Origin of the sequence: Mastigocoleus testarum BC008 (assembly GCF_001456025.1) — a bacterium.
GTDB lineage: Bacteria > Cyanobacteriota > Cyanobacteriia > Cyanobacteriales > Nostocaceae > Mastigocoleus > Mastigocoleus testarum.
The window spans coordinates 141,821-166,087 of the sequence record NZ_LMTZ01000066.1 but is presented as its reverse complement, the minus strand read 5'-3'; the positions used below and the strand labels follow the sequence as shown (position 1 = coordinate 166,087).

The following is a 24,267-nucleotide window of genomic DNA, read 5'->3' as shown; positions in this document are numbered from 1 at the left end:
TAATTCGGGATAAGTCCTCTTCTAATCCTTTTGGTTGGTCATGGATACCTGAGTAACTCCTTACCCCGGAATTTTGAGGGGATACGACAAAACTGCCCAGCCTTACCCAAAGTTACCCTGTATTTCCACTAATTTTGGCTTGCTGCGCGGGGGATTTTATACAAATAACCCATTTTTGCAACGCGTTAAACCCCCGCGCAGCATTAGCGTAGCGTCTCCGTAAGGAGATAGGCTGGGCAGTTTTGTCCAAGTTTTCGTTAGGGGTAGCACCGAGGCTGCAGGCTCTGCAACGTCTCTACAGGAGTCACCCGTTTATAAATCAAATACGATTACTATATACGCTTTTAACTATTATCAGTTTTGGTATCAATTATTTTTATTAGTATTTTATTTTCTTGAGATTATATTCTCGTAATCTTAATATTGATAATAATTTTTGTATTGACAAATATGCCATTAGTTTCTTTTGATTTACTTGTTTCTGGTATTCGCTCTGGTCAGTTAGCTAGTTTCCCTACGGACACCGTGCCGGCATTGGCAACAATCCCAAGCTCTTCATCACTAATATTTAATGCTAAACAGCGCAGTCTAAAGAAACCTTTGATTCTGATGGCTGCAAATATTTCTCAGCTTTGGGATTACGTAAGCGCCGATTTCGAGCGAGACAATTGGCATCAGATCGCACAAAATTACTGGCCTGGAGCATTAACTTTAGTTGTTCCGGCATCACAAAAAATACCTGCATCTCTCAACCCTACCGATCCCACTACAATTGGCGTTCGAGTTCCAGATAGTGAAATTGCTCGCAAAATTCTTGTACAAACCGGACCCTTAGCAACCACTAGTGCAAATTTATCGGGGCAACCGCCTTTGCGAAGGATGGCTGAAATAGCAGCAACATTTCCTAATGTACTTACTTTATCTCCCCAGGAAGTGCCACTTGAATTAGAAATGGGTACGGGTCAACCCTCTACAGTCGCAAAATGGGACGGGAATAATTGGAAAATATTACGCGAAGGCTCGGTAATTTTAGATACGTAAGTATTTTGTATTTTGAATATTATTTATTCGACTTTATTCTTTCACCTGATTAGAATTAACCTATTAATCTGAAATTAAAATTTTGGTCGCAACTGATTATAATTAGATAGCCCTGACGGGAAAAGATAGACTAAAGGCTGCCAGCATTTTTAAAATTTACAGTTTTTAAAATTTACAGTTTTTAAAATTTACAGTTTTTAATATTTATGCTTCCTACTTCAAGATTTAAAAGAATAATCATTTAATGGATTAATAGTTATTGAATTATGTGTTGGGATAACTGGATATATTTACTTATAGGATTAATTTTTGGTTTGGGTATTAGTAAACTCATTCAAAATCTAAGTAAGCAAAAAAAAACTTGGGATAACAATTCATCTGTTCCAAAAGATTTATTGGCTAAATCAACAATAAATAATACGGACGAATATAATGAACTTGCTTATCAAATGGCTCAAGAAATGAGCGACTTTAAGGGTGGATTTTTAGCTCGAGTTACCCACGAGTTGCGATCGCCCCTTAATGGATTAATAGGCTTACATCAACTTATTTTAGAAGACTTGTGTGAAAGCCCATCGGAAGAGCGGGAGTTTATTTCTCAGGCTCACGAACGGGCTCTAATATTATTGAAATTACTTGATGAGATTTTGAAGGTAGCCAGAGCTGATTATGGTGCAAATAAACTAGATACGCAACCAGTTCCCATTAGTAAACTATTCCAAGAAGTTTATGAATTAAATTACATGCTGGCGGCAAATCGCAATTTTCCCTTCACAGTTAAGTCACCACAACCAGAAATTTATGCTTTTGCTGATAAGGGCTGGTTACGTCAAGTTTTGAATAACTTAGTTTCAACTACGATCGCCCATATGGAGGAAGGTAAGATTTGTCTTTCTGCTATAAACTCCATCAACAATGACATGATACACATATGGTTAGATGTGCCAAATCATGCATTACTCGATCAAGAGCCAGTAGGATTAATTTCATCTGTTAAACAACAGCCTCAAGTGAGTAATATTTCAGAGCGCAAGGCAATAACCATAAATGAAAATGATGGGAGAACTTCTTCAGGAATGAAATTGCTTCTGAATCAAACTTTATTGGACACTATGAAGGGCAAATTGGAAGTTATATCTTTGCCTGAAAATCATCACGAAGTAGATACTTTAACAAGAATTCAGGTATCTATCCCCCGAGCGAATTCTGAAGTTGAGTCTCTAGCAACTGAGTCGGAAAATTAGTTTCCTCTGCATCTTGATAAAGTAGCATTGTAGTTGTGGAATTTTGCTGAAAACCAATTTTTTCATAGAAGCTTTGCTGATGAGTAGTCATTAAATATACTCTTTCTACTTTTCTGATGTGAGGATGACTCAGAATAGTCTCCACTAATTTACTTCCTAAACCAATACCACGATACTCTGGGTGAACAACAACATCCCAGATTGTAGCCCGGTAAATTCCGTCGCTAGTTGCTCTAGCAGTACCGATCATTTTTGCTCGATCCCATACGCTAACCACTGGTTGGCTATTAGCAATTGCAGTACTCAGGTCGCTAACCTTTCGATTTTCTGCCCAGAAAGCTGCAAGATTAAATAGTTTTTGCAGTTGCACGAGGTCAATGTCAGATTTGCGATCGCTAAAGCGAATCTGAGTAGATTTCATATCAAATACCTTTTAAGAGCACTTCCAGCAAGCACTATATAGTACTTATCTAAATATATCTTTAAAAAAATTAAAACTAAAAAAATTAAAACTAAAGAAAATCTGTATTTAGTTACAAATCCATTTCCATAAAGGATGGTTGGAGCCTTGTTTGCGAATCCGCCAAACCCGATCTTCCAAAAGCTTTTTTTCTTCAGATGACAGACCGAACAAGATATTGCGACTTTGCCAGATCAAAACTGCGAGTATCATTCCGACGCTAAAAGCTAATCCTAAGGCTGCAAGTGGATGGGATATAAGTCCGTATCTAACTGCTGCAAATGTAAAATATTCTTTCCACAGTGCAATTTCCATACGTAAATTCCACAAGCAGATAGGTACTATTGTTAGCCAGACAAATACAATTAGTAGCCATCTACTGTAGACAGTTAGTTCGTATAACCTTTGAACTTGTCGCTCGAACTCAGGATCGGAATTGTCCTCATGATTAATTGAGTTTTGTTTGGGTTGTTGTTCCATATTTATAAAGGAGAGGAGAAGATTATGCTTGGGTTAGGGTTTAAAACTCAAAATTTGAGTAATCAATTCGCAGTAGGTTTGCTTTACCAGTGTTAATTCTCGCAAATTTCAATTTACCAACCCTTTCTCCGTTTGCTGAACTTCTCTTCTGCTCCATAAAATTTATACAAGATTGCACGTTTTTGTACAAAATTGACGTTTAACTTGCTGCTTTCTTCCTTATAGGATTTTCCCAAGGTCTCAGGATCCTTTTGTTCACAGATTTTATTCTGGATGAGCAATAATCTGCATGGAAGACTTCTCCTCTAAGGTTAAAGTTAAAGTTAAGCATCAACAGACTGATTACTTTCCAGAATTGCTTCCTGTTGATAACGTTCGCGCCACCAGGCTAAAAGAGTACTAGCAATGAAAATACTAGAATAAGCTCCCATAGCAAAACCAATAATCAATGCCAAAGAAAAATTTCTCAGAGTTTCGCCACCAAATAGAAAAATGGCAAACAATGGCAATAATGTTGTTAGTGTAGTATTTACAGATCTAGGTAAGGTCTGGTTGACAGCATCATCCACTACCTCCGCAATTGGACGCCCAGAATCATTTTTCAGTGTTTCGCGGATTCGGTCATAAATCACTACGGTATCGTTGACCGAGAAGCCCGTAATCGTTAACAATGCAACAATAAATAAGCTATCTAATTCTATACCTCCAACCAAACCTAAAATTGAAAAAATTCCAACAGTGATTAAGATATCGTGAAATATTGCGACAATAGCAAACACAGCATAATCCAACTGGAATCGAAAGGCTAAGTAAATAATAATACCAATAAATGCTGCGGTTAGAGCTTTAATTCCAGAAGAAAATAATTGCCGCCCTAAAGTTGGACCCACAGTATCTATTTGTGTTTTCTTGGGGTCAAATTCACCAATCTTTTCACTCAAAGCAGTTTGTAGTTTGCTCCGTTCTTCAACATTCAGAGTTTTACTCCGAATCAAGACGCCATTTTTACCACTAATTTGAATACTGCTATTCCCAAGTCCTTGTTCTTTTGCAACTTCCCTGACTGTAGCGATATCAACTGCTTGTTTGCAATTCTCAGGTTTGCTGCAGTCTCGTTCTACCTGTAATCTGGTACCACCAACAAAATCTAAGCCGGGACGCAAGGGGTAACCAATTTGCTGCCAAGAAATTACCATTGACATCACACCGGCAATAATAATGACAGCAGAAATAACCCACCAAAGTGGTCGTGATTTATTTATACTAATTTTCATCAAGCTACCTCTGCCTTTTTCGAACTAGGAAGATTGGGACAAAATATTTCCGGTTTCCGCAATGAAGGTATAGTAATAGCCAAGAACATCAATGTCCGAGAACAAGTAACTGCTGTAAACATACTCACCAATACCCCAATCGCCAGGGTAAGAGCAAAACCTTTAACAAAACCTGCACCCAAAACAAACAGGGCCAAACAAGCAATTAGTGTAGTAACATTACTATCTAAAATACTGGAGAATGCTCGATAAAAACCAGATTCAACAGAACGATACAGACTCTTTCCTGCGCGTAGTTCTTCCCGGGTACGTTCAAAAATCAAAACATTAGCATCTACTGCCATTCCTATACTAAGGATAAAACCAGCAATTCCTGGTAGTGTAAGAGTTACACCTAATAAAGCAAAACAAGCCCAAGTAAGTAAAGCATAAATAATTAAAGCAATATTAGCAATCAGCCCCGGTAGTCTATAGTAGAAAACCATAAATACCAAAACTAAAGCCAAACCACTTAAACCAGCAAATATACTACTTTTAATGCTATCTTGCCCTAAAGTAGCGCCAACAGTACGATTTTCGACTATTTCAATCGGTAAAGGTAATGAACCCCCACGCAATTGCAATGCCAATTCTTTTGCCGATTTAGAATCGAAGCTCCCAGAAATTTGAGCGCTACCTCCAGTGATTCCAGTATCTTTATATTCGGGACCAACACTGGGTGCACTAATTAATTGATCGTCAAGGAAAATGCCCAGTCTAGTAGAGTTTTGGGCTGCTTCCCGACTGAGGTCAGCAAATAATTGACCTCCCTTATTATTAAATCTGATTGCAACAGCCCAAGCACCACCAGCACGAAGTGGTTCTTCTATTGCATCTGTTAAATATTCACCGGTCAATTCGGTTTTTTCAAATAGTTGTTGTTGTCCTTCAAGAATTTGCTTCTGTTTCTCAGCAATTTTGGCTTGGTTTGCTTCAATTGCGGCTTTATCCTCTTTTTTTTGCAAATCTTGTTGTTTAGTCAGCAGTTCTCTCAGTTCTTCCTGTCTGACTGTTAAAAGTTTTATTTTTTCAGGGTTTTCACGTCGGAATTCTAGTTGTGCAGTTGTACCTAAAACTCTTTCTGCTGATTGGGGGTCATCCACTCCGGGTAATTGAATCAAGATTTGATTATTTCCCACCGACTGAATGACTGGTTCGGAAACACCAAGACCATTGACTCGATTTCCCAGAACTGTTTGAACAGCTTCCAAATCCTGTTCGCTAACCTGTTTGATTTTCTCGGTAGTCTTTACCTGAATCGTTAACTGCGAACCACCTCGTAAGTCTAGTCCAAGGGGTACATTAAAATTTACGAGTACCGCAATAGCGGCAAAGACCAATACAAAAATTAAAATTAATAGCGGTTTTTGTCTTTGCATACCTTCAATTGTGTAACAAAGGTTATCATAACTTTTTCTCAAGTAGAACCGGGATTGGTATAACAATACGTCCTGACAGACGTAAGCATAGCAATCGTTTCAGGAACCGGGTGTAGGTTCTCCGTGGGAACTCGGGGATAAGGGATTGGTGCTAGCACCTAGATGGCTCCCACTCTCTTAACTGGTAGTGTATCTTAGACATACGTAGCATGTTAGCGTCCCAATACACCCAAGTGTGCATAACACAATATGAAAATTAGGAATGAGGGGTCAGGAATTAGAAATGAAACCAGTAATTTTCTCAACTTAATATTTCTTACTAGTGCAGGTCGGCGGAATAAAGCAACTATTCATAAAAGTTAAAAGCTAGATAAGACAATACTTTTGACTTTTGCTGTGCTTACCTTACGCCCCATGCTTACGCCCCACCACTGCGTTAACGCCCTACGGGCGCAGTCTGTTTTGTTCGCAAAGCGTGTCCGGAGGACGTCTTTTGACTTCCGCGCAGCGGTACTATTCACCAATCCCCAGTCGCTAGTCCCCGATTTTAAACGCGCAAAGCTACCATTTTTTCTACTGCTTCTACGATTTGTTCTGGTTGCACAATTGTCAATCTTTCCAAAGTCCCATTGTAAGGAGTAGGAATATCTTGGGAAGAAAGTCTTACCACTGGTGCGTCTAATTCATCAAAAAAGCGTTCGTTGATGGAGGCGATTAATTCAGCACCAATACCGCCAGTCCGCATACACTCTTCAACGATAATAACTCGATGGGTTTTGCGGATAGAATTGCCAATAGTTTCTAAATCTAGCGGTTTAAGAGATATCAAATCAATGATTTCTGGATCGTAACCTTGTTTCTCTAAGGTTTTCAATGCTTGTAGAGTATGATGCCTCATGCGGGAGTAGGTTAAAATGGTGACATCTTTCCCTGGCCTAACTATTTCTGCTTTATCCAACGGCAGCCAATATTCTTCTGTTGGTAATTCTTCTTTAAGATTATAAAGTAATACGTGTTCGAAAAATAACACTGGATTATTGTCGCGGATCGCAGACTTTAACAAACCCTTAGCATTATAGGGCGTAGAACAAGCAACAATTTTCAGCCCAGGTACTGCTTGGAAGTAAGCCTCAAGACGTTGAGAATGTTCTGCTCCTAGTTGTCTTCCTACACCACCAGGACCACGAATTACCATTGGAATTTTAAAGTTTCCTCCAGATGTATAACGTAGCATTCCGGCATTATTGGCAATTTGGTTAAATGCTAGAAGCAAGAAACCCATATTCATACCTTCAATTATTGGTCGCAGACCATTGATGGCTGCTCCAACAGCTAAGCCAGTAAAGCTATTTTCAGCAATGGGTGTGTCTAAAACTCTCAATTCTCCATACTTTTTATAAAGATCTTTGGTTACTTTATAAGAACCACCATAGTGACCAACATCTTCACCAAGAACGAATACTGTTGGATCGTGAGCCATTTCCTCATCAATTGCTTCTCGCAGAGCATTAAAGAATATAGTTTGAGCCATGAGACCTTTTATTTACCCTATAGTTTTAGAATCTTATCGTGCATCTGCTGAAAATATCGTCAGCGATATGTCTTTATACAGACAACTAAGGTTGAAAATACCAGTATTAACCTGCTGTTATTAGTACATCAAACAAGCTTTAATGATGTTAGCTTAGTTAAAGAAACTCCAATTGCACGAACGCTATGTTTTAGAAAGAGAATGCAGGATAAATTACATTTTGGTGTTTCAAGGTTGTCGTAGGACTTACTGAACGAAAAATTTATCACAAAATTTGCACTGCTGTTAAGTACGTAAGTAGTTATATTTGTCACGCCCTTGTAATTCTGAGCAATGTATCTAAAATTTCCCATACTCAGACTTCAAACAAATTTGGTAAAAATTCTCTACTTTACACTTTCTGAAGCTTTAATCATACAGTTAAGTTAAGAGTTACTGTTAAAATTTCCAACTCAAAAAAATTACTTCATCAAAAGTACTTCATACGAAACAAATCTTTTCACTAGTTATTTATCTTATCAATTACACCTGCCCCATTAATTAATTTTTGATTTTTATCCTTTACAGTGCTTTGGCAACATCACTAATAACAGTTACTTGCATTCTAATATCAAAAAAAAATAGACGCTAAAAAACGTCTACCTTACTTATCAAGCAGATAAATAAGTAACCTTTAAGATCACATTTATACTGCTCAACCTATTTTTTTACTTTTCTCAATACTTAAAATTGTTCAGACATGCTTGATGGGAAGCAAACATTACAAACTGAAATTATATATAGATAAAATCAGCTCGAAGCACTAAAAAATTAAGACTAAATATTTGGAGTATAAATGGGTGAATCACTCATCTGACTAATAGCCGGAGACTGACTTACACCGTTTTCTGGGTATCTCCTGGGTCTACCAGGTTTACGCTTATGTCTTTGATTTATAGACTTTTCACTTGCCGTTGCCAACTCTTCTGGCGTGCATTTAAACAGGCGTATAGCTTCCAAATATTTCTTAGGTGTCATGGTTGGTTCAGTACGTCCTGCTTCCCAATTGCGAACACTAGTTTCGCTTATTGCAAGCCTGAAGGCTACTTCAGTCCGGCTAAGACCCGCCCGTTCTCTCAGGACTTGCATATCCATACCTAATTGCTCCCTCTTTATTACAACAGAATTGGCTTATTAAATCGGTCATTCAATCGACAAAAATAGTCAATCGACAATTTTTTTTTAACTATATTATTTTATAAGCCATCAGTGTACTTCCTGGCAAATTTATTGCGGATTATACCGAAAACTTCATAGTAATTTTAAAAATCATCTTTGTAGATAATAGTATTTTCACAGTGGCAATAAAAAAATAGACATTTCTCATTTATTATTACTCATCAGTAATTTATAAAAGATATGGATAAAAGACATGGAGAAAATAACATCCTATAGTCCGGTGAATATGAATTTATCGATCCCCTATCTACATAAATAAGTTCAATCTCTCGATTCACCACTACACAAGTTATGATTGGCGGCTTCTAACCCAAATTGCTTGGATCGCCCGTCAAATTAAACCTGTTATAGCTGCGTTCGAGAGATTGATAATTTGGAATTATTACTTATTGGTTGTATTCGCCCTGGATTTAACTTAACCAACGAGCAGCATCTTTAGCATGGTAAGTCAAAATTAAATCGGCTCCGGCACGTTTAAAACTAGTTAGAGTTTCTAACACTACCCTTTCTTCATCAATCCAGCCATTGAGGGCTGCAGCTTTAATCATGGAGTATTCTCCGGAAACGTTATATGCTGCAACTGGTAAATTACAAGCCTGCTTAACTCGCCAGATGATATCCATATATGATAAAGCCGGTTTGACCATAAGCATATCCGCACCTTCAGCAATGTCTAATTCGATTTCTTTAATTGCCTCGCGGGCGTTAGCTGGATCCATTTGGTAAGTTCTGCGATCGCCAAACTGGGGTGCCGATTCAGCCGCGTCTCGGAATGGACCATAATAAGATGATGCATACTTCGCTGCATAGGACATGATAGGGGTATCCTGAAAACCAGCTTCATCTAAACCTGCACGGATAGCTTGCACAAAACCATCCATCATTCCTGAAGGAGCGATAATATCAGCTCCAGCCTGAGCTTGAGATACCGCAGTTTTTTTCAATAATTCTAAGGTTGGGTCATTTAAAACCCGTCCGCTTAGATCTCCAACTTGCAAATAACCACAATGACCGTGACTGGTGTATTCGCACAAACAAGTGTCAGCAACAACTATTAATTCGGGTACTGCTTCTTTAACAGCAGTAGATGCTTTCTGTACGATTCCACAATCATGCCATGCGCCAGTGGCATCATCATCTTTTTCATCTGGGATCCCAAACAAAATAATTGCCGGAATTCCTAAGTCATAAACTTCTTTGGCATCTTCAACTATCTTATCTACAGATAGCTGATATACCCCAGGCATAGATTTCACTTCTTTGGCAATTCCCTCTCCTGGAACTGCAAATAAGGGATATATTAAATCGTTTGTTGTAAGTATTGTTTCTCGTACCATCTGGCGTAGTAGAGAACTGGTACGCAAACGACGAGGTCGATGAGTTGGAAACATAAAATTTTATCAACTAAAAGCTAGAGCGGACAATAAATAAAGCGTCACATGATAAAGCAAGAAATTCGCTTTACTCGGACAGACTGGAATCAGCGCTTAACTTGCCTCTGCCCTACTGCTCAATTTTTTAGATCGAGAGTTGTAGGGCAATTTTGTATTTTACAGTCAGAGTGTTAAGCTGAAATGTTAAAAAATCGATCAAAGCAGAATACAAAGCATCAATCTATCAGCCATCAGGTAAATTTATCGCTACGAGAACTGTTGATTGGAGCTGTGTTTCCCGGAAATAACGTAAGTCACTAGTTACAAGTCTGTCAGATTTAGATTTCCCTGAACCCCCTAATAGGGGAGAAAATTAATTCAAACTCGCCTTTTTTAAGGGCAGTTTAGGGAGAATATGAGATAATCTCAAAAATTTTGCCTATAACTAGCAATTTGGGTGAATAGTTTTTGGGTGAATAGTTAATTATGATCAGTCAAAATAAACCTAAGTAATAACCCCAGGAAATTAGCCTCAGGAAATTAACCTAGAAAATTAGCCTCAGGAAACTAACCTAGAAAATTAGCTCCAGGAAACTAATCTTAGAGAAGTAAATAAATTTCCACTATCGGCTAAATTCTATATCTTAGGTATCAGTGTGACCTAAGGGATTAGTTTTCCAAACCTATCTTTATATTCCTTTACACTTATGTGGGAAATGCATTCAATTACTTTAAGGACTGGAAAAGTATTTACTATAACTATCGCTCGGAGAGAATATAACAGAAAAATTTTCTGCTAACACTAAATAATCTCTATCCCAATTCAAAACTTAATATATCTGGAAATATTATTTACTGACACCAGAATACTTGCCACTTAATTTGCTGTCCACCTGCAATAAATACAGAATTTACTTTTTGAATTGGAAATTTTAATTTACTGTTTGAATTGATGCCTTGAGTTTCATAAGTTAAACTCCTTTGCCAAGGATGCAAACAGAAAAATATTGATTATCGATTCGTGGTGAATTTACTTTTTCGGTTAAAATTTTGAGTTCAATACTAGCTGACTTCCGCTCGAACCTGTAGCTTTTGGGTTATATAAGACGGAAAATAAAAGGGTAGCGAAAAGGTTTATCTGGATTCGTTAGAACGTTAAACAACGCCCAAATAGTAAGCCCCCAATGGAGAAGTAACCAGACCCCATATAGTATCCCTAACAAACCAAGGGTGACCCAAACCAAAGGTGTAATAATCAGGAAATAGAGCCATACATTAAAGTGGAAGTTGATAGCTTCTTTCGCATTATTCTTAACCATTGGGTCGTTACTAATAAACAGGATGAAAAAAGGTACGCCGATTGATAATACCAAACAACTAAAGAAAATAGCGCCATGACACAGTGCTGATAAAAATCTTCGGCTCTCCGTGTCGTACATTCGATTCTCCGATTTTTAGCTGATTTTTGACAATATTAAGACACTAGCACGAGCTTTGTTGTCTTAAGATAAAAACTCCAGCTTTAGGTAGGAAAATTTAATTTAATTAAAGTAACGCATCTCATAAACATTTAACTCAAATTATGTCAACTAATATGTCAACTGAACTTGAGTCAGAACTTACTCAACAGGTAGACAGGCGTCGTAATTTCGCGATTATTTCCCACCCTGATGCGGGAAAAACAACCCTGACAGAAAAGTTGCTGTTATACGGAGGAGCAATTCACGAAGCTGGTTCTGTGAAGGCGAGAAGAGCGCAGCGCAAAGCAACTTCTGATTGGATGGCAATGGAGCAACAAAGAGGAATTTCTATTACTTCCACTGTGCTCCAGTTTGAGTACCAAAATTCCCATATCAATTTACTCGATACTCCCGGACACCAAGATTTTAGTGAAGACACTTACCGGACTTTGGCTGCTGCAGATAATGCTGTGATGCTAATTGACGCAGCAAAAGGTTTGGAACCACAAACCAGAAAGCTGTTCGAAGTCTGTAAGATGCGGGGTATACCCATCTTTACTTTTGTTAATAAACTTGATCGCCCCGGAAGGGAACCTTTAGAACTACTTGACGAAATCGAGCAAGAATTAGGTTTAATGACCTATGCTGTAAATTGGCCGATCGGTATGGGCGATCGCTTCAAGGGAGTATTTGATCGCAACGGGAGGCAAATACATTTATTTGAAAGGAGCGCCCACGGTAGCCGTGAAGCTTTAGAAAATGTATTAGAATTGGGCGATTCAAGAGTAGAAGAACTGATAGAAGAAGAACTTTACTATCAACTTAAAGATGAATTAGAACTTATTGAAGGTGTTGGACCAGAACTAGATTTGGATTTGGTGCACCAAGGAAAAATGACACCTGTTTTCTTTGGAAGTGCGATGACTAATTTTGGGGTGGAGTTATTTTTAAAGTATTTTCTTGAATATGCTCTCAAGCCCACCGCACGTCAAAGTACCTTGGGTGAAATTTCACCAACATACCCAGATTTTTCCGGTTTTGTGTTTAAGTTGCAGGCGAACATGGATCCAAAACACCGGGATAGGGTAGCATTCATTCGGGTGTGCACGGGAAAATTTGAGAAAGATATGACGGTAAATCACGCCCGTACTGGTAAAAATGTGCGTCTTTCCCGACCACAGAAATTATTTGCCCAAGAAAGAGAATCGATTGAGTACGCTTATGCTGGAGATGTAATTGGTTTAAATAATCCTGGGGTTTTTGCAATTGGTGACACAATATATACCGGTAAAAAGCTTGAATATGAGGGAATACCTTATTTTTCGCCTGAGTTATTTGCTGTACTTCGTAACCCCAATCCTTCAAAATTCAAGCAATTTCAGAAAGGTGTTTCAGAATTGCGAGAAGAAGGAGCAGTACAGATTATGTACTCCGTAGATGAAGCTAAGCGTGACCCAATCTTAGCAGCAGTCGGTCAGTTACAACTTGAGGTAGTACAATTTCGCTTACTTCAAGAATATGGAATCGAAACAAGATTAGAACCATTACCCTACAGTGTCGCCCGTTGGGTTGAAGGTGGTTGGGAAGCCTTGGAGAAAGTGGGACGTTTATTCAATACAACTACTGTCAAAGATAGTATGGGACGTCCGGTATTACTGTTCCGTAACGAATGGAATTGTCAGCAATTACAGCAAGATCATTCAGAATTAAAATTAAATAATATTGCTCCAGTTGTTTCTGGGAAACAGCCCACCAAAGCATAAGTATTAAAGGCAAATTATTAAGGGCGAACGACTAAAGGCGAATTATCAAGGGCGACCTTCGCCCACTTTTGCCAAACTATGAATTGATTCCCAAATAATAAAAATGAATTCCGGCTAACAGTCTATTTACTGCATAACCTACTTGACTACTCTGCATTTCAAGTTATTGACGATTTCCAATAAATGTAAATAGAATATTGAGTTTTTAGTATTGGGTTTTTAGCCTGTTTAAGGTGGAGTGCGATCGCATCCTGCAAGTAAAGCTATGATTATGAGAATATTTTGGGAATATTTATTTTTGGTTTTCCCGCTGAGTAATATTTCCTTAAGTAATTAGATCGTGTGATTCTGGGCAAAAAAGTTATCAGCATTTAGATTGAAAACTCAATTTAAATCCATGTGGCTGATGGTTATATTTTGGGCTTTTGCTAGAAATTACCAGTTTTTTACCCTCCTATTGTTAGTAGACTAAGAGTTACCCAAAAGGTCAAAATAATGGGTGGCTGTGTCCAATAATTGAGTTACAGTTCCAATGCCATCACATTCCGAACTATCACTTCAGTCTGGTTTAAATGCTCTCAAACAGGGAGATTACCAAGCCGCAATAACTATATTAGATGGCTTCATCAGTCAGTCAACTAATTATTCCGATGTTTTACAAGCAACAATCGGGCTAGCTGTGGCTTATTCCCGGACCGGTGAAGTTAGCACAGCCATTTCTCTGTGTGAAGATCTGCGTGAAAGTGATAATCAAGAAGTGAGAGAATGGGCGAATCTTTCCTTAAAAAAACTGCGGGCTAAGCGTTCTAAAGAACAATTAACATCAAAGAATCAAGCAGAAAATATACCTGAAGCCACGGGTTTTATTCCTTTTGATAATTCAGCTTCTGCTTCTAACCTGCTTGAGGAGAATTTATCTTCATCACGGCTTGTAACTCAGGATACTTCTAATGTGGTTGAAGTACCAGACAGTGAAAGTAGTCAAGATATATTTCACACAGATAAATCCCTGAGGCAGCAACATAAGATAAATCATCAAACCAGGGAAAATAAACCTGAAGATAATCAAACCAACAATGAACAAGAATCTACCGTCGCATTTGAAGAAACTAAATCTAGTAACGAACTATCAGTTAGGGGAGTAACTGTCCACTGGCGAAAAGCACCAAAAGCAAAAATGTGGCAACCTTTACCGAAACCTAAACTGCTTCTCCTGAGGGTAGTGATGGTTCTAACATCGGTTGCATTGTTCTGGACAATGAGATTTTTACTGGTTTTATTGATGGAATCAGTCAATTATCTTTTAAACTGGTTGCCGTTTGTGGAATCATTACAGTTTCTTTATTACGATCCAATTTACTTCTTACTAGCAGTTGTTATTGTTCTTGCTATAGCTTCTCCTTGGTTATTGGATATCTTATTGAGTAAGTTTTATCCCCAGCAAACTTTACAAAAAGAGCAACTAAACAGGTATAGCCCTGCAGCTAATCGACTATTAATACGTTACTGTCAGCAAAGAGGGTGGAAATTACCCCCGTTATTTGTCTTACAAGAATCTGCTCCATTTGCCTATTCCTATGGACATTTGCCCCGCACCGCTAGGATTGTAGTTACTCAAGGACTCTTAGACCAACTAGAAAATGATGAGATAGCTGCAGTTTATGGAATGGAATTGGGACATATTACCTATGGTGATGTTGGATTAACCTCCCTTTACCTGTTGGTGACTCTACCGATTTATGGTTTGTACCAAATTATTTCCGGTTGGGGGGACTGGTTACCAAACAAAATTGGACGTTCCTTTTTAGGGGTTTTCGCCAATTTCTTTTACTGTATTTGGTATGTGTTGACTGGTACCAGTTTATGGTTTTCCCAGTTACGTCATTACTATAGCGATCGCCGCGCCGCAGAAATTACAGGTCACCCCAACGCTGCAATTCGTGCTTTACTTAAAATGGCAATTGGAATTGCTGGAGACATTGAAAAACAAGAAAAAACTAGTTATTTGCTAGAAAGCTTGAATTTACTTTTACCACTGGGACACAAACAAAGTTTATCTTTGGGGAGTACCGCACCCCACATTGCTCTCGAGTCCTATTTAATGTGGGAATATCTTAATCCCTATCGTTGGTGGTTTGCTGCTAATAGCAGTCATCCTCTCACAGGACATCGCATTCAACGCCTATGTCAAATTGCTCGTCAGTGGCGTTTGGAAACAGAGCTAAGTATAGAAAAACAACAACCATTGCAAATTCGACATCAGTCTTTTTTTATTGGTATGGCACCATGGTGGGGAATTCCTTTAGGCTTGGTATTAGGTTTTGGCATTTGGTTAGTGTGGCAAATTGCTTATACTGTTGAGGTTTTGAATCTAAAGTGGATATATGATGATTGGAATTTCCTCTTAGGCTGTATTTTAATTGGTTTTAGCATTGGAACTTTAGTTAGAATCAACCAGTTCTTCCCTGAAATTAAACCCAATTCAGCCCAAACTAACGAAAATTTTATCGACGTTTTAAACAACCCAGCTTCGCTTCCAATCGATAGTAATGCTGTTTTACTTGCTGGGAAATTGCTTGGTCGTTGTGGTACCAGTAATTATTTAGGACAAGATTTGATTTTACAAACTAATAGAGGTTTGCTCCGATTACACCATATTTCCTGGTTGGGACAAGGAGTTAATCCTCAGGACTTTATCGGTCGACAAGTCATAGTTCGCGGTTGGTTGCGACGGGGTGCGACACCTTGGGTTGATATTCAAATATTAAAAACTCAAAGTGGTAAAAAGATTAATGGACTTCATCCGATATGGTCCATGATTTTTGCTTTCATCTTTACTGCTTTAGGTGCTTATATCTTTCTCAAAGGATAGCTTCGGGTTATTTCAATAACCCTAATTTACTTACAGTAGTCCATTCTCATTTAATCTCTCACGACTTTGCAGTTCTGGATTTTTAAAATTGCTTGGGACTATATATAAATAAAAGTTGCACATTATGCCTTGAAGTGTTAAGTTTATTAACAATAGTTTTAGATATATATATAATTTAGCTATCTCTGAGACTGTATACGCCAATAGTTGCTTTTAAATTCCCCAAACACAGCAGTGAATTTACCAGCCGATGGCTGGTTTTTGTTTCTGAAATATTAGATTTTGGACAAAATGTATTTTATAGTACAATATTTAAATTTCAAGCAACAAAATGTGTGAGTTGAACTAGCTGCAATTGGGATAGCGTGATATTGTAGGGAATGGTGTTTGATTCCCTGAATTAAGGTAGTTAAGTATTTTTTGGTAGTGAATGGAAGGCTTTTAAACTAAAAATTCATAGAATAAAGGTATTATGAGCGTTGTGCGCGCTTCTGCCTAAAACAAGCTCAATCCCATTAAAAAACTGTGTTGAAAAAGTTGGCAGTTGGGAGTAAAAGATATTGGTTTATGGCAATATTTATCAAAAGGCACGTAGCAACAGTCAAAGCCAATTTTGTTTTTACCTGTTTGTGTTTATTCAACCGTGGAGGTCTAGTAAATGTCTGTTCGCCTTTACATAGGCAATTTGCCGAAAGAAGTAATAGATAAGTCAGAGCTACAAGCAATTTTTGCCGAAGAAGGTAATGCAGTTACAACTAAACTGATTAAAGATCGTAAGACTGGAAAATGCCGTGGTTTTGGCTTTATTACAGTCAATAATGATGAGAAAGCTGACCAAATTATTGAAAAATATAATGGTCAGATGTTTAAAGAAACTGCGATTAAAGTCGAAAAGGCACTACCTCGTAGCAAAGGAGAGGAAAACAACGAGGAACAAGCTGCAAAAGCATCGAGTGGTGCTGGTAGCCCTCAAAAAGAAGGTAAGAAAGGGAAGAAATCTCGTCGTAATTCACCAAAAGAGACTTCTTCATCTAGTCATGATTCCGATGCAGTTCGTCCAGACCCTCGCTGGGCTGCAGAACTAGAAAAACTCAAGGAGATGTTAGCTGCACAAGCAACAAATTAATTTGTTTTCTTGGGGTATTAAAAATTAAAAATCAAAGTATTTTCTGTCTTTGATTTTTAATTTTTAATTTAATAGTTAAAAACGAATGAAAAATTTAAATATTTACCTACTTCTGATTATTTACTTCTGATTATTTAATAGATGTCTAGTCTCAGTTCATAAATTACTGATGCATAGATATATCTATTGTCTAAAATGTTACTTTTATATTTCCAAATAAGAGAATTTTTCGTCAAAGGCGATCTAAAAATATCTATCTTATATAAGGTTTACAGGTATATATCATTTTTTCTTGATATAAAAATCCAATAATTTGTTTTTTAAAGTATATGTGATGCTTGAGTGCTGCCTTTAAAGTTAACGGGAGTGCTGTAAAGCTGATAGAGTCAGAACTTATGAACCCCAAATATATCATTTTGGTTCAAACTGGAATTTTCTGAATAGACATTTTTCGGAGATTGGTGTGTGGGCTTTTTTCGTTCAATGCCACACCACCATATAATTTCTTCTTACAAGCTTGATATTTAAAATTTATAATTTGGCTAACATCTCTTCTTGGGTGGTGCGATAAATGCCTAAGAGGCGTTCCGCGTTCGCTGAAAGCGTCTCGAAGTGATCGAGAAGAGGTTTTGGCATATGTTTTCATATGCTACTTCGTTAAGGAACCGTATTCACATATCATCTTTAGCTTCTGAAAAGCGGAAAAATTTAAGACATTTCAGTTGTCATGATAATTATAAATGAGAAACCTGCTGTTGAGAATTTAAGCTAATGTATGATTTGTTGCTAATTAAAACACGATAAATAGAGCGTAAATTTTATACACTAGGGCCAAGAGGTAATTAATCATATTATTTATCAAAACTATTAAGGTATTATGTTAAAAAAATATAAATTTTTATAAAGACATCAAGTAATCATTTTATGAGTACAAATCAAGTAAGTGATAACACTATTTTAAAAGTTGCTTTTTAGACTTTAAATATTTTTTGTTTAAATGTATAAAAAAACAATAAAAGTATCAATTAGATATATAGTTCGATATCCCCACAAGTAATAATGATTAGACTTTACAAGTATTTTTGAGATTAAGATGGAAATAAAAGTTGAGCAAAATTATTGGATTAGAAGTATAATTTGCATCTTTTAATATAGTTAACACATAAGTTATTAAAGTAACGAAAATGTAAATTTATTAGACGTTTTAAATTAAAATAAATATTACTTAGAACAAATAGACAACTGAGGTTGAACGGCAAAGGTGAAACTTTGGCGCTAGTTTAAACCTCTTTAAATCGAGGATCGGAAGGCTATGAACTCCAGAACGGAAGAACGTATCGTCTTGATTTCAGTTCACGGAGATCCTGCAATTGAGGTAGGAAAAGAAGAAGCAGGAGGACAAAATGTTTACGTCCGTCACGTGGGTGAAGCACTGGCGAAACTAGGGTGGAAAGTTGATATGTTTACCCGTAAAGTAAATGCACAACAAGATGATATTGTTGAGCATACAGAGAATTGCCGAACTATTCGTTTGAAGGCTGGTCCGACAGATTTTGTTCCACGAGATGATATTTTTGATTACCTACCTGAATTTGTGGATAATTTGCTGAAATTTCAGCAAGAAAATGATTTTACATATCCCCTAATTCATACCAATTACTGGTTATCTGCTTGGGTTGGGATGCAATTGAAACAAATTCAGGGAAGTCAGCAAATTCATACATATCATTCTTTAGGGGCAGTAAAGTACAATACTGTTAATAAAGTCCCCCTAATTGCCAATACTCGCTTGGAAGTAGAAAAAAATGTATTAGAGACAGCTGAGAGAATAGTGGCTACTTCTCCTCAAGAAGAAGAACACATGCGTTCTTGGGTCTCAAGTGAAGGTCAAATTGATATTATTCCTTGCGGTACAGATATTGAACGTTTTGGTGGTGTTGATAAAGCAGCAGCAAGAGCTAAATTGAGAAGTAAAGCTCAAACTGTAGGTAATGAACTGAAATTTAGCCTCGATGAAGAAATAGTTATGTATGTAGGACGTTTCGACCGCCGAAAAGGTATAGAAACTTTAGTACGGGCGATACGAAAATCTAATTTATTTAACTCACCCAATCTCAAATTAATTATTGCTGGTGGTAGTCGTCCCGGTCAAAGTGATGGTAGAGAACGGGAACGAATAGAAAATATTGTTGATGAGTTGGGGATGAGACAGGTGACATGTTTCCCCGGTCGTTTGAGCCAGGAAGATTTACCATTGTATTACGCTGCAGCTGATGTATGCGTTGTTCCGAGTCATTACGAACCTTTTGGTCTAGTTGCAATTGAAGCAATGGCGAGTGGGACACCTGTTGTCGCAAGTGATGTGGGAGGATTACAGTTTACTGTTGTTCCCGAAGAAACAGGTTTATTAGCTCCACCCAAAGATGTGGAAGCTTTTTGTAGCGCAATTGATCGTATTATTTCTGATTCGCAATGGCGAGATAAGTTGGGTCAAGCAGGAAGAAAGCGAGTTGAGACTAAGTTTAGTTGGAATGGTGTAGCGCATCAGTTGAGTGACCTTTACACAGAAATCTCAAACATAACACCGGCAGATGCTCCAAGTTTAATTGAGAAGTAAAATAAAAAACTGAATAATCCAAAAATCGGTAATGGCTAAAAGGCAAAGCTAAGAACTGCTTTTTACCTTTTACCGTTTACTTTTGATATTTTAGATTTTTGATGTTTTAGATCTTATTACAGGATAAAAATTGTAGAGTGTGAATAAAAGAAGCCATTTTTTCATCAATATTTAGAAGAATGGAAGGAAGATAGTCAAAACCATAACAAAAAATGCTTTTGGCTCTATGATCGTGCTTTTTGATCGTTAGAGGTTTATGTTAGTGCAACCATTTACCAATTAGGACAGCCCAATATAATGTAATAGTAAGGACGGCAAGTAGTTTACTCAAACGCTTTGAATCCTGAAAGTGAGTAGATTCCAGGCAAAACCTCCTGATTTTAAAAATGCCGAATAATATTTCGATTAGATATAAATTATATTAAAAAAGATGAATTTATCTGGTCAACAATATAGGAAATTAATGGATGCTTTAATGGATGCTTTTCCTGATAAGGCATCACTGGAAAAAATGTTATATTTTGAATTAGATAAAAGTCTAGATATAATTGTAGGTGGTAGTAATTTACAAGATATTGTCTTTAATTTAATCAAAGTATCAAAAGCTGAGAATTGGATTGAAGATTTAATTAATACCGCACGTAAGTCAAATCCTGGAAATCCAAGTTTAAAAGCTATTGGTGAAGAATTGTTAGCAAATCATCATCAAGAAATACTATCTGTCCCTTCTCCTAAGACTCCAATTCAACAAAGTACTCAGCAACAAAAAATCCTAATTTTAGCAGCAATTCCCCACGGACTCCGCTTGGATAAAGAAATTAGAGAAATTGAGGATGCTATCCGCAGAGCAAATAAACGGGATTTATTTGACATTAGGACAAGAACTGCTGTCCGTCCTCAAGATATTCGTAGAGCTATTGCAGAAGAACAGCCTCAAATTGTTCATTTTTGTGGACATTGCTTGGAAGATGGCATATTACTGTTAGAAGATGAAGTGGGAAATAATAAGCCTGTTTCACCAAAAGCTTTGACATCTCTGTTTAAATTGCATCTTGATTATGTGAAATGTGTTTTGCTTAATGCTTGTTATTCAGAAAAACCTGCTGAAGCAATTAGCAAGTATATCGATTATGTAATTGGTATGAATAATTCAATCAAAGAAAGAGTAGCGATTGAGTTCGCTAGAGGATTTTATGATGGGTTGAGTTACAAAAATTCAGGTAATAAAGATGTGTTTCAAAGAGCCTTTGATGAAGCCATAGTTGCGATTGAAATGGAAAATATTTCACAAGGAGTGATACCAGTTTTAAAAAAAAAGTCTTAAATGAGTTCACTATAGAGAAGCTACTAATTACTGAAACTCAAAATACCTGGAAAAATGAACTTAGTAGCGAACACAATATCGACTATACATATCTTCAAGATTTACTGAAAGCTGAACAATGGAAAGAAGCGGATCGGGAAACTCTTGCTGTTATGCTGAAAGCAGCCGATAGAGAGAAGCAAGGGTGGTTTAATAATGAATCCATCGATAATTTCCCCTGTAACGATCTCCGTACTATAAATCAACTTTGGATACAAAATAGTAATAGGCGCTTCGGGTTTAGCGTGCAAAAGCGCATTTGGGAAAGTGTTGGGAGAGACTATGAAAAGTTTGGTGAGCAGGTTGGCTGGCGAAAAGGAATGTTGACTAAACAGTGGTTGTATTATCGAGAAATTACTTTTAATATTAATGCCCCTTTAGGGCACCTTCCAACTTTTATGGCTCCTAATATCTCAAGTTGCTGGGGACCTTTTGCCAGACTCGTGTTGAGACCACTAGGTTTCTTCTCACGCGAAGACTTATAAGCTACATTCTGTACTATAACCCAAATTCTGTACCCGAACTTTCACAAAAGGGTTTTTAGTGATTATTTTTTCGATAATAAAGAGTTAAAAAATACCTTGATTACCTACAATATCCTATTATTTATGGTCTGCTGAAAAAGTAATAAAAAATCAGATAATTACCTTTTCTACATGTCGTGAAAAGTCAGTAATTAAAGGGGTCTACTGTGGTTGGAATGTCTAATGGAACATGCGTCTGATTTGTAACAGTTTTAGAAGATTCTGGTTTATTCTGCTCAAATATATCTGAGATTACTCGTGTAACAACATGATTACCATTAGGTAAAGTGGCAGCAAAAATTTTACTTTTCAATTGAAACTTAATTCGGTTTCTGAGTGGATAACTACTTAAAAGTTTTTCTAAAGTAGACAGAAACTTGCTCATATCTAATCGTTCATTAGGATCGAAACGCAGACAACTCTGAAGAAATTGTTTCCATTCTATGGTTCCTTCTTTATTTAAAGTGTGTCTTCGTAAAGGTATATGCACAATGGGATTGTAAAATACATCAATTTCAGTATTATAACTTCCATAAAATCCAGGTATCATAAGTTTACGCACCTCACCAAGTAAATAACCACCTGTAATATCAGTCATTATCCTAGCCAATGAGTAAACATCAGATTTGAATGAAATAGGATCGCCCATAATTACTTCTGGAGCAGACCAATTTGGTGTCCAACCTGGAGCAATTTCACCTTCAGCTATATCAAACCCATCTATAATTATTGGTCCATCACTAGACAGTAATATATTAGAGGGCTTAATATCCGCATGTACTAATACTTTCTGTTTATGATAATCCTCAATAGATTGAGCTATCTTGAGAAATAAATTGCCTACCGATTGCCGAGCTAAGTAAAAATCTATCTCTTTTACGAATTCGCCATAATCGGAAAAATATTCCATAGCATTGTATGTGAGATACTCTTCAAGAAAGCTAATTGGTTTAATCGTAATATTCTTATCTTCTATACTTAATGCGGATTTGAAGTGAGACTTTGGAAGGTTTATTTCTAATGGGTCGGCAATAGAATTTATACTGGGTTTGAAGAAAACATCCGGAAGGTTTACTTCAAGTGACTCTAAAATAAAAGGATGCCATTCTACCCATTTACCATTTTGTTTACCTACAGAATATAACTTATTGTCATTGAGAGATATTCCGAGAAATCGATTTAAGCCTCCCACAGATTCCAAATTTCCATATTCTTCAACTTTTTCCGCTTTATTTACTTTATCAATAACTTCTGGGTTAGTAATAATATCTCTGTCGTATAGTTCTTCTTCTTGATATAGGGTTGAATCTGATTCAGAAATCAGACTGCTTCTCGTTTTTATTCTTTTATTTGATAAAGAACAGCTATCAACTATGCGAAAAAACAAAGATTCAAAAAGATTAGATAAATTATTTTGACTAACAAACAATTCTTCCGATTGACCATTTTTCATATGTACAGTATATATTCGTTTTTGCTTGCTAAGTGATACAAGCAGTTCATTAAAAATAGCATCCGGAAATTCTACTGTTAAATCTGGTTTACTAATATGAAGTTTGTCATAAAAATTATTTAATCCATTGGAACGATTAATCTCAAGGAGAAAAAGTAATTTATCTTCTGCTCTTCCAAGTAAAATGTTTATATCAGGAAGTTGAGTAATTTCAGTATGTAGAGATATCTCTTTAAGAGAAACATAATCCGGAAATTTTATCAGCTTAATGCCAGTATGTTTATTTACAAAATCAACTATGGCTTCAGTTACAAGCCCTGCTAAATTATCAGGGCTTGAAAAAATCTTAACCGATTGAGCTTCCTTGATTCTAGCTTTGAATTTTTTCAGCTTCTCCCTGTGCTCAAAATCGAATAGTGCCGGAGGCCAGGCATAAGAATCATCAATAATGAAAGGAAGAATGGGGATATTATTTTTTACTGCTGTATTGTATACAACTTCAATGGCACTATACTCCATATCCTTTGGAATATACCCGTATTTATGTGCAATAATTATTATGAGTAAGTCTGCTTTTTTTACTCTATCTGTGAAGTTTCCATGAGAATAATATTCGTCTTTTGGCCAGTAGAATTCATCATCACTGAAGGAAACTAATGAGTTTATAGAATTCAATATAGCCGTCTTATGTTTATGTAAATCTTGAAAAGTTGATGAAACGAAAATACGTAAATTTTTAAACGTACCTATTTGATCTTGAAACATTAAAAAACCTTTCTAAGCTATTGAATTTTCATTTGTTAATATCTTATGTAAGGCGATGTGAAAATTTTCAAAAACAAAAGTATCACCCTATGTTTACTTGAGATATTACGATCATTGTAGGACTCCTATTTCGATACCCCCTGAGATATCCCTCTTCTATCATTTTTCAGGTATTCTGAATAAATAAAAAAAATGAATAAAAAAAATTCTACAAGGTAAGTCGAGCAATGGATATAGAGCTATAAATCCTTAAACATTTGCCAAGAGATTCTCACTCGACAGTCT

17 protein-coding genes are annotated in these 24,267 nt (G+C 36.8%); 8 read left to right on the top strand and 9 right to left on the bottom strand.

Features of this window, described 5'->3' with window-relative positions; translation table 11 throughout:
- Positions 1–450: 450 nt before the first annotated feature.
- Positions 451–1,041 carry an L-threonylcarbamoyladenylate synthase gene (locus tag BC008_RS11430; RefSeq protein ID WP_027843050.1) on the top strand — a complete coding sequence of 197 codons (591 nt, stop codon included), beginning with the start codon at positions 451–453 and terminating at the stop codon, positions 1,039–1,041.
- Between the two features lie 266 nt (positions 1,042–1,307).
- Positions 1,308–2,285, top strand: coding sequence for a sensor histidine kinase (locus tag BC008_RS11425; protein ID WP_027843051.1), 978 nt, complete (start codon positions 1,308–1,310; stop codon positions 2,283–2,285).
- Here the strand turns inward: BC008_RS11425 and BC008_RS11420 are convergent.
- From BC008_RS11420 to BC008_RS11385, 8 genes are all read right to left on the bottom strand, one after another.
- Positions 2,230–2,706 carry a GNAT family N-acetyltransferase gene (locus BC008_RS11420; RefSeq protein ID WP_058183546.1) on the bottom strand — a complete coding sequence of 159 codons (477 nt, stop codon included), beginning with the start codon at positions 2,704–2,706 and terminating at the stop codon, positions 2,230–2,232. The genes BC008_RS11425 and BC008_RS11420 overlap by 56 nt on opposite strands.
- A 108-nt stretch (positions 2,707–2,814) precedes the next feature.
- Positions 2,815–3,225: a hypothetical protein gene (locus BC008_RS11415; RefSeq protein WP_027843052.1), complete on the bottom strand. Its 411-nt coding sequence runs from the start codon at positions 3,223–3,225 to the stop codon at positions 2,815–2,817.
- A 323-nt stretch (positions 3,226–3,548) separates the two neighbouring features.
- On the bottom strand, positions 3,549–4,499 hold the full coding sequence (secF, locus tag BC008_RS11410) for a protein translocase subunit SecF (RefSeq protein ID WP_027843053.1): 951 nt from the start codon (positions 4,497–4,499) through the stop codon (positions 3,549–3,551).
- Positions 4,499–5,917, bottom strand: a complete 1,419-nt coding sequence (gene secD, locus BC008_RS11405; RefSeq protein WP_027843054.1) for a protein translocase subunit SecD — start codon at positions 5,915–5,917, stop codon at positions 4,499–4,501. The genes secF and secD overlap by 1 nt, the downstream gene beginning before the upstream one ends.
- 547 nt (positions 5,918–6,464) lie before the next feature.
- The gene (locus BC008_RS11400) at positions 6,465–7,448 is read right to left on the bottom strand and encodes an alpha-ketoacid dehydrogenase subunit beta (protein ID WP_027843055.1); all 984 of its coding nucleotides are present in this window, start codon (positions 7,446–7,448) and stop codon (positions 6,465–6,467) included.
- 816 nt (positions 7,449–8,264) lie between these two features.
- Positions 8,265–8,582: a helix-turn-helix domain-containing protein gene (locus BC008_RS11395; protein WP_027843056.1), complete on the bottom strand. Its 318-nt coding sequence runs from the start codon at positions 8,580–8,582 to the stop codon at positions 8,265–8,267.
- Positions 8,583–9,076: 494 nt separating this feature from the next.
- Positions 9,077–10,057, bottom strand: a complete 981-nt coding sequence (hemB, locus tag BC008_RS11390; protein WP_027843057.1) for a porphobilinogen synthase — start codon at positions 10,055–10,057, stop codon at positions 9,077–9,079.
- A gap of 1,079 nt (positions 10,058–11,136) precedes the next feature.
- Entirely contained in the window at positions 11,137–11,478 is a 342-nt protein-coding gene (locus BC008_RS11385; protein ID WP_027843058.1) for a DUF4870 domain-containing protein, read from the bottom strand.
- Between the two features lie 155 nt (positions 11,479–11,633).
- Here BC008_RS11385 and prfC point away from each other — a divergent pair, with 155 nt between their 5' ends.
- The 6 genes from prfC to BC008_RS11355 all read left to right on the top strand — a co-directional run bounded on the left by prfC (position 11,634) and on the right by BC008_RS11355 (position 21,725).
- Entirely contained in the window at positions 11,634–13,262 is a 1,629-nt protein-coding gene (gene prfC / locus BC008_RS11380; protein ID WP_027843059.1) for a peptide chain release factor 3, read from the top strand.
- Between the two features lie 532 nt (positions 13,263–13,794).
- A complete protein-coding gene (locus tag BC008_RS11375; protein ID WP_027843060.1) occupies positions 13,795–16,134 on the top strand; it encodes a M48 family metalloprotease in 2,340 nt (779 codons plus the stop codon).
- A 658-nt stretch (positions 16,135–16,792) separates the two neighbouring features.
- The gene (locus tag BC008_RS11370) at positions 16,793–17,260 is read left to right on the top strand and encodes an RNA recognition motif domain-containing protein (protein ID WP_027843061.1); all 468 of its coding nucleotides are present in this window, start codon (positions 16,793–16,795) and stop codon (positions 17,258–17,260) included.
- Between the two features lie 1,312 nt (positions 17,261–18,572).
- Positions 18,573–19,877, top strand: a complete 1,305-nt coding sequence (locus BC008_RS11365) for a glycosyltransferase family 4 protein (RefSeq protein WP_027843062.1) — start codon at positions 18,573–18,575, stop codon at positions 19,875–19,877.
- Between the two features lie 430 nt (positions 19,878–20,307).
- On the top strand, positions 20,308–21,201 hold the full coding sequence (locus BC008_RS11360) for an effector-associated domain EAD1-containing protein (RefSeq protein WP_027843063.1): 894 nt from the start codon (positions 20,308–20,310) through the stop codon (positions 21,199–21,201).
- An 11-nt stretch (positions 21,202–21,212) separates the two neighbouring features.
- On the top strand, positions 21,213–21,725 hold the full coding sequence (locus BC008_RS11355; RefSeq protein WP_082650540.1) for a GUN4 domain-containing protein: 513 nt from the start codon (positions 21,213–21,215) through the stop codon (positions 21,723–21,725).
- A 184-nt stretch (positions 21,726–21,909) separates the two neighbouring features.
- Here BC008_RS11355 and BC008_RS11350 read toward each other — a convergent pair whose 3' ends face one another.
- Complete coding sequence (locus tag BC008_RS11350) at positions 21,910–23,982, bottom strand: protein kinase domain-containing protein (protein ID WP_027843064.1); 2,073 nt, start codon at positions 23,980–23,982, stop codon at positions 21,910–21,912.
- Between the last annotated feature and the right edge of the window lie 285 nt (positions 23,983–24,267).

Excerpts from the sequence above, each read along its gene's own strand:
- BC008_RS11430 (WP_027843050.1), top strand. The coding sequence starts at position 451 with ATGCCATTAGTTTCTTTTGATTTACTTGTTTCTGGTATTCGCTCTGGT.
- BC008_RS11425 (WP_027843051.1), top strand. The coding sequence starts at position 1,308 with ATGTGTTGGGATAACTGGATATATTTACTTATAGGATTAATTTTTGGT.
- BC008_RS11420 (WP_058183546.1), bottom strand. The coding sequence starts at position 2,706 with ATGAAATCTACTCAGATTCGCTTTAGCGATCGCAAATCTGACATTGAC.
- BC008_RS11415 (WP_027843052.1), bottom strand. The coding sequence starts at position 3,225 with ATGGAACAACAACCCAAACAAAACTCAATTAATCATGAGGACAATTCC.
- secF (WP_027843053.1), bottom strand. The coding sequence starts at position 4,499 with ATGAAAATTAGTATAAATAAATCACGACCACTTTGGTGGGTTATTTCT.
- secD (WP_027843054.1), bottom strand. The coding sequence starts at position 5,917 with ATGCAAAGACAAAAACCGCTATTAATTTTAATTTTTGTATTGGTCTTT.
- BC008_RS11400 (WP_027843055.1), bottom strand. The coding sequence starts at position 7,448 with ATGGCTCAAACTATATTCTTTAATGCTCTGCGAGAAGCAATTGATGAG.
- BC008_RS11395 (WP_027843056.1), bottom strand. The coding sequence starts at position 8,582 with ATGGATATGCAAGTCCTGAGAGAACGGGCGGGTCTTAGCCGGACTGAA.
- hemB (WP_027843057.1), bottom strand. The coding sequence starts at position 10,057 with ATGTTTCCAACTCATCGACCTCGTCGTTTGCGTACCAGTTCTCTACTA.
- BC008_RS11385 (WP_027843058.1), bottom strand. The coding sequence starts at position 11,478 with ATGTACGACACGGAGAGCCGAAGATTTTTATCAGCACTGTGTCATGGC.
- prfC (WP_027843059.1), top strand. The coding sequence starts at position 11,634 with ATGTCAACTGAACTTGAGTCAGAACTTACTCAACAGGTAGACAGGCGT.
- BC008_RS11375 (WP_027843060.1), top strand. The coding sequence starts at position 13,795 with ATGCCATCACATTCCGAACTATCACTTCAGTCTGGTTTAAATGCTCTC.
- BC008_RS11370 (WP_027843061.1), top strand. The coding sequence starts at position 16,793 with ATGTCTGTTCGCCTTTACATAGGCAATTTGCCGAAAGAAGTAATAGAT.
- BC008_RS11365 (WP_027843062.1), top strand. The coding sequence starts at position 18,573 with ATGAACTCCAGAACGGAAGAACGTATCGTCTTGATTTCAGTTCACGGA.
- BC008_RS11360 (WP_027843063.1), top strand. The coding sequence starts at position 20,308 with ATGAATTTATCTGGTCAACAATATAGGAAATTAATGGATGCTTTAATG.
- BC008_RS11350 (WP_027843064.1), bottom strand. The coding sequence starts at position 23,982 with ATGTTTCAAGATCAAATAGGTACGTTTAAAAATTTACGTATTTTCGTT.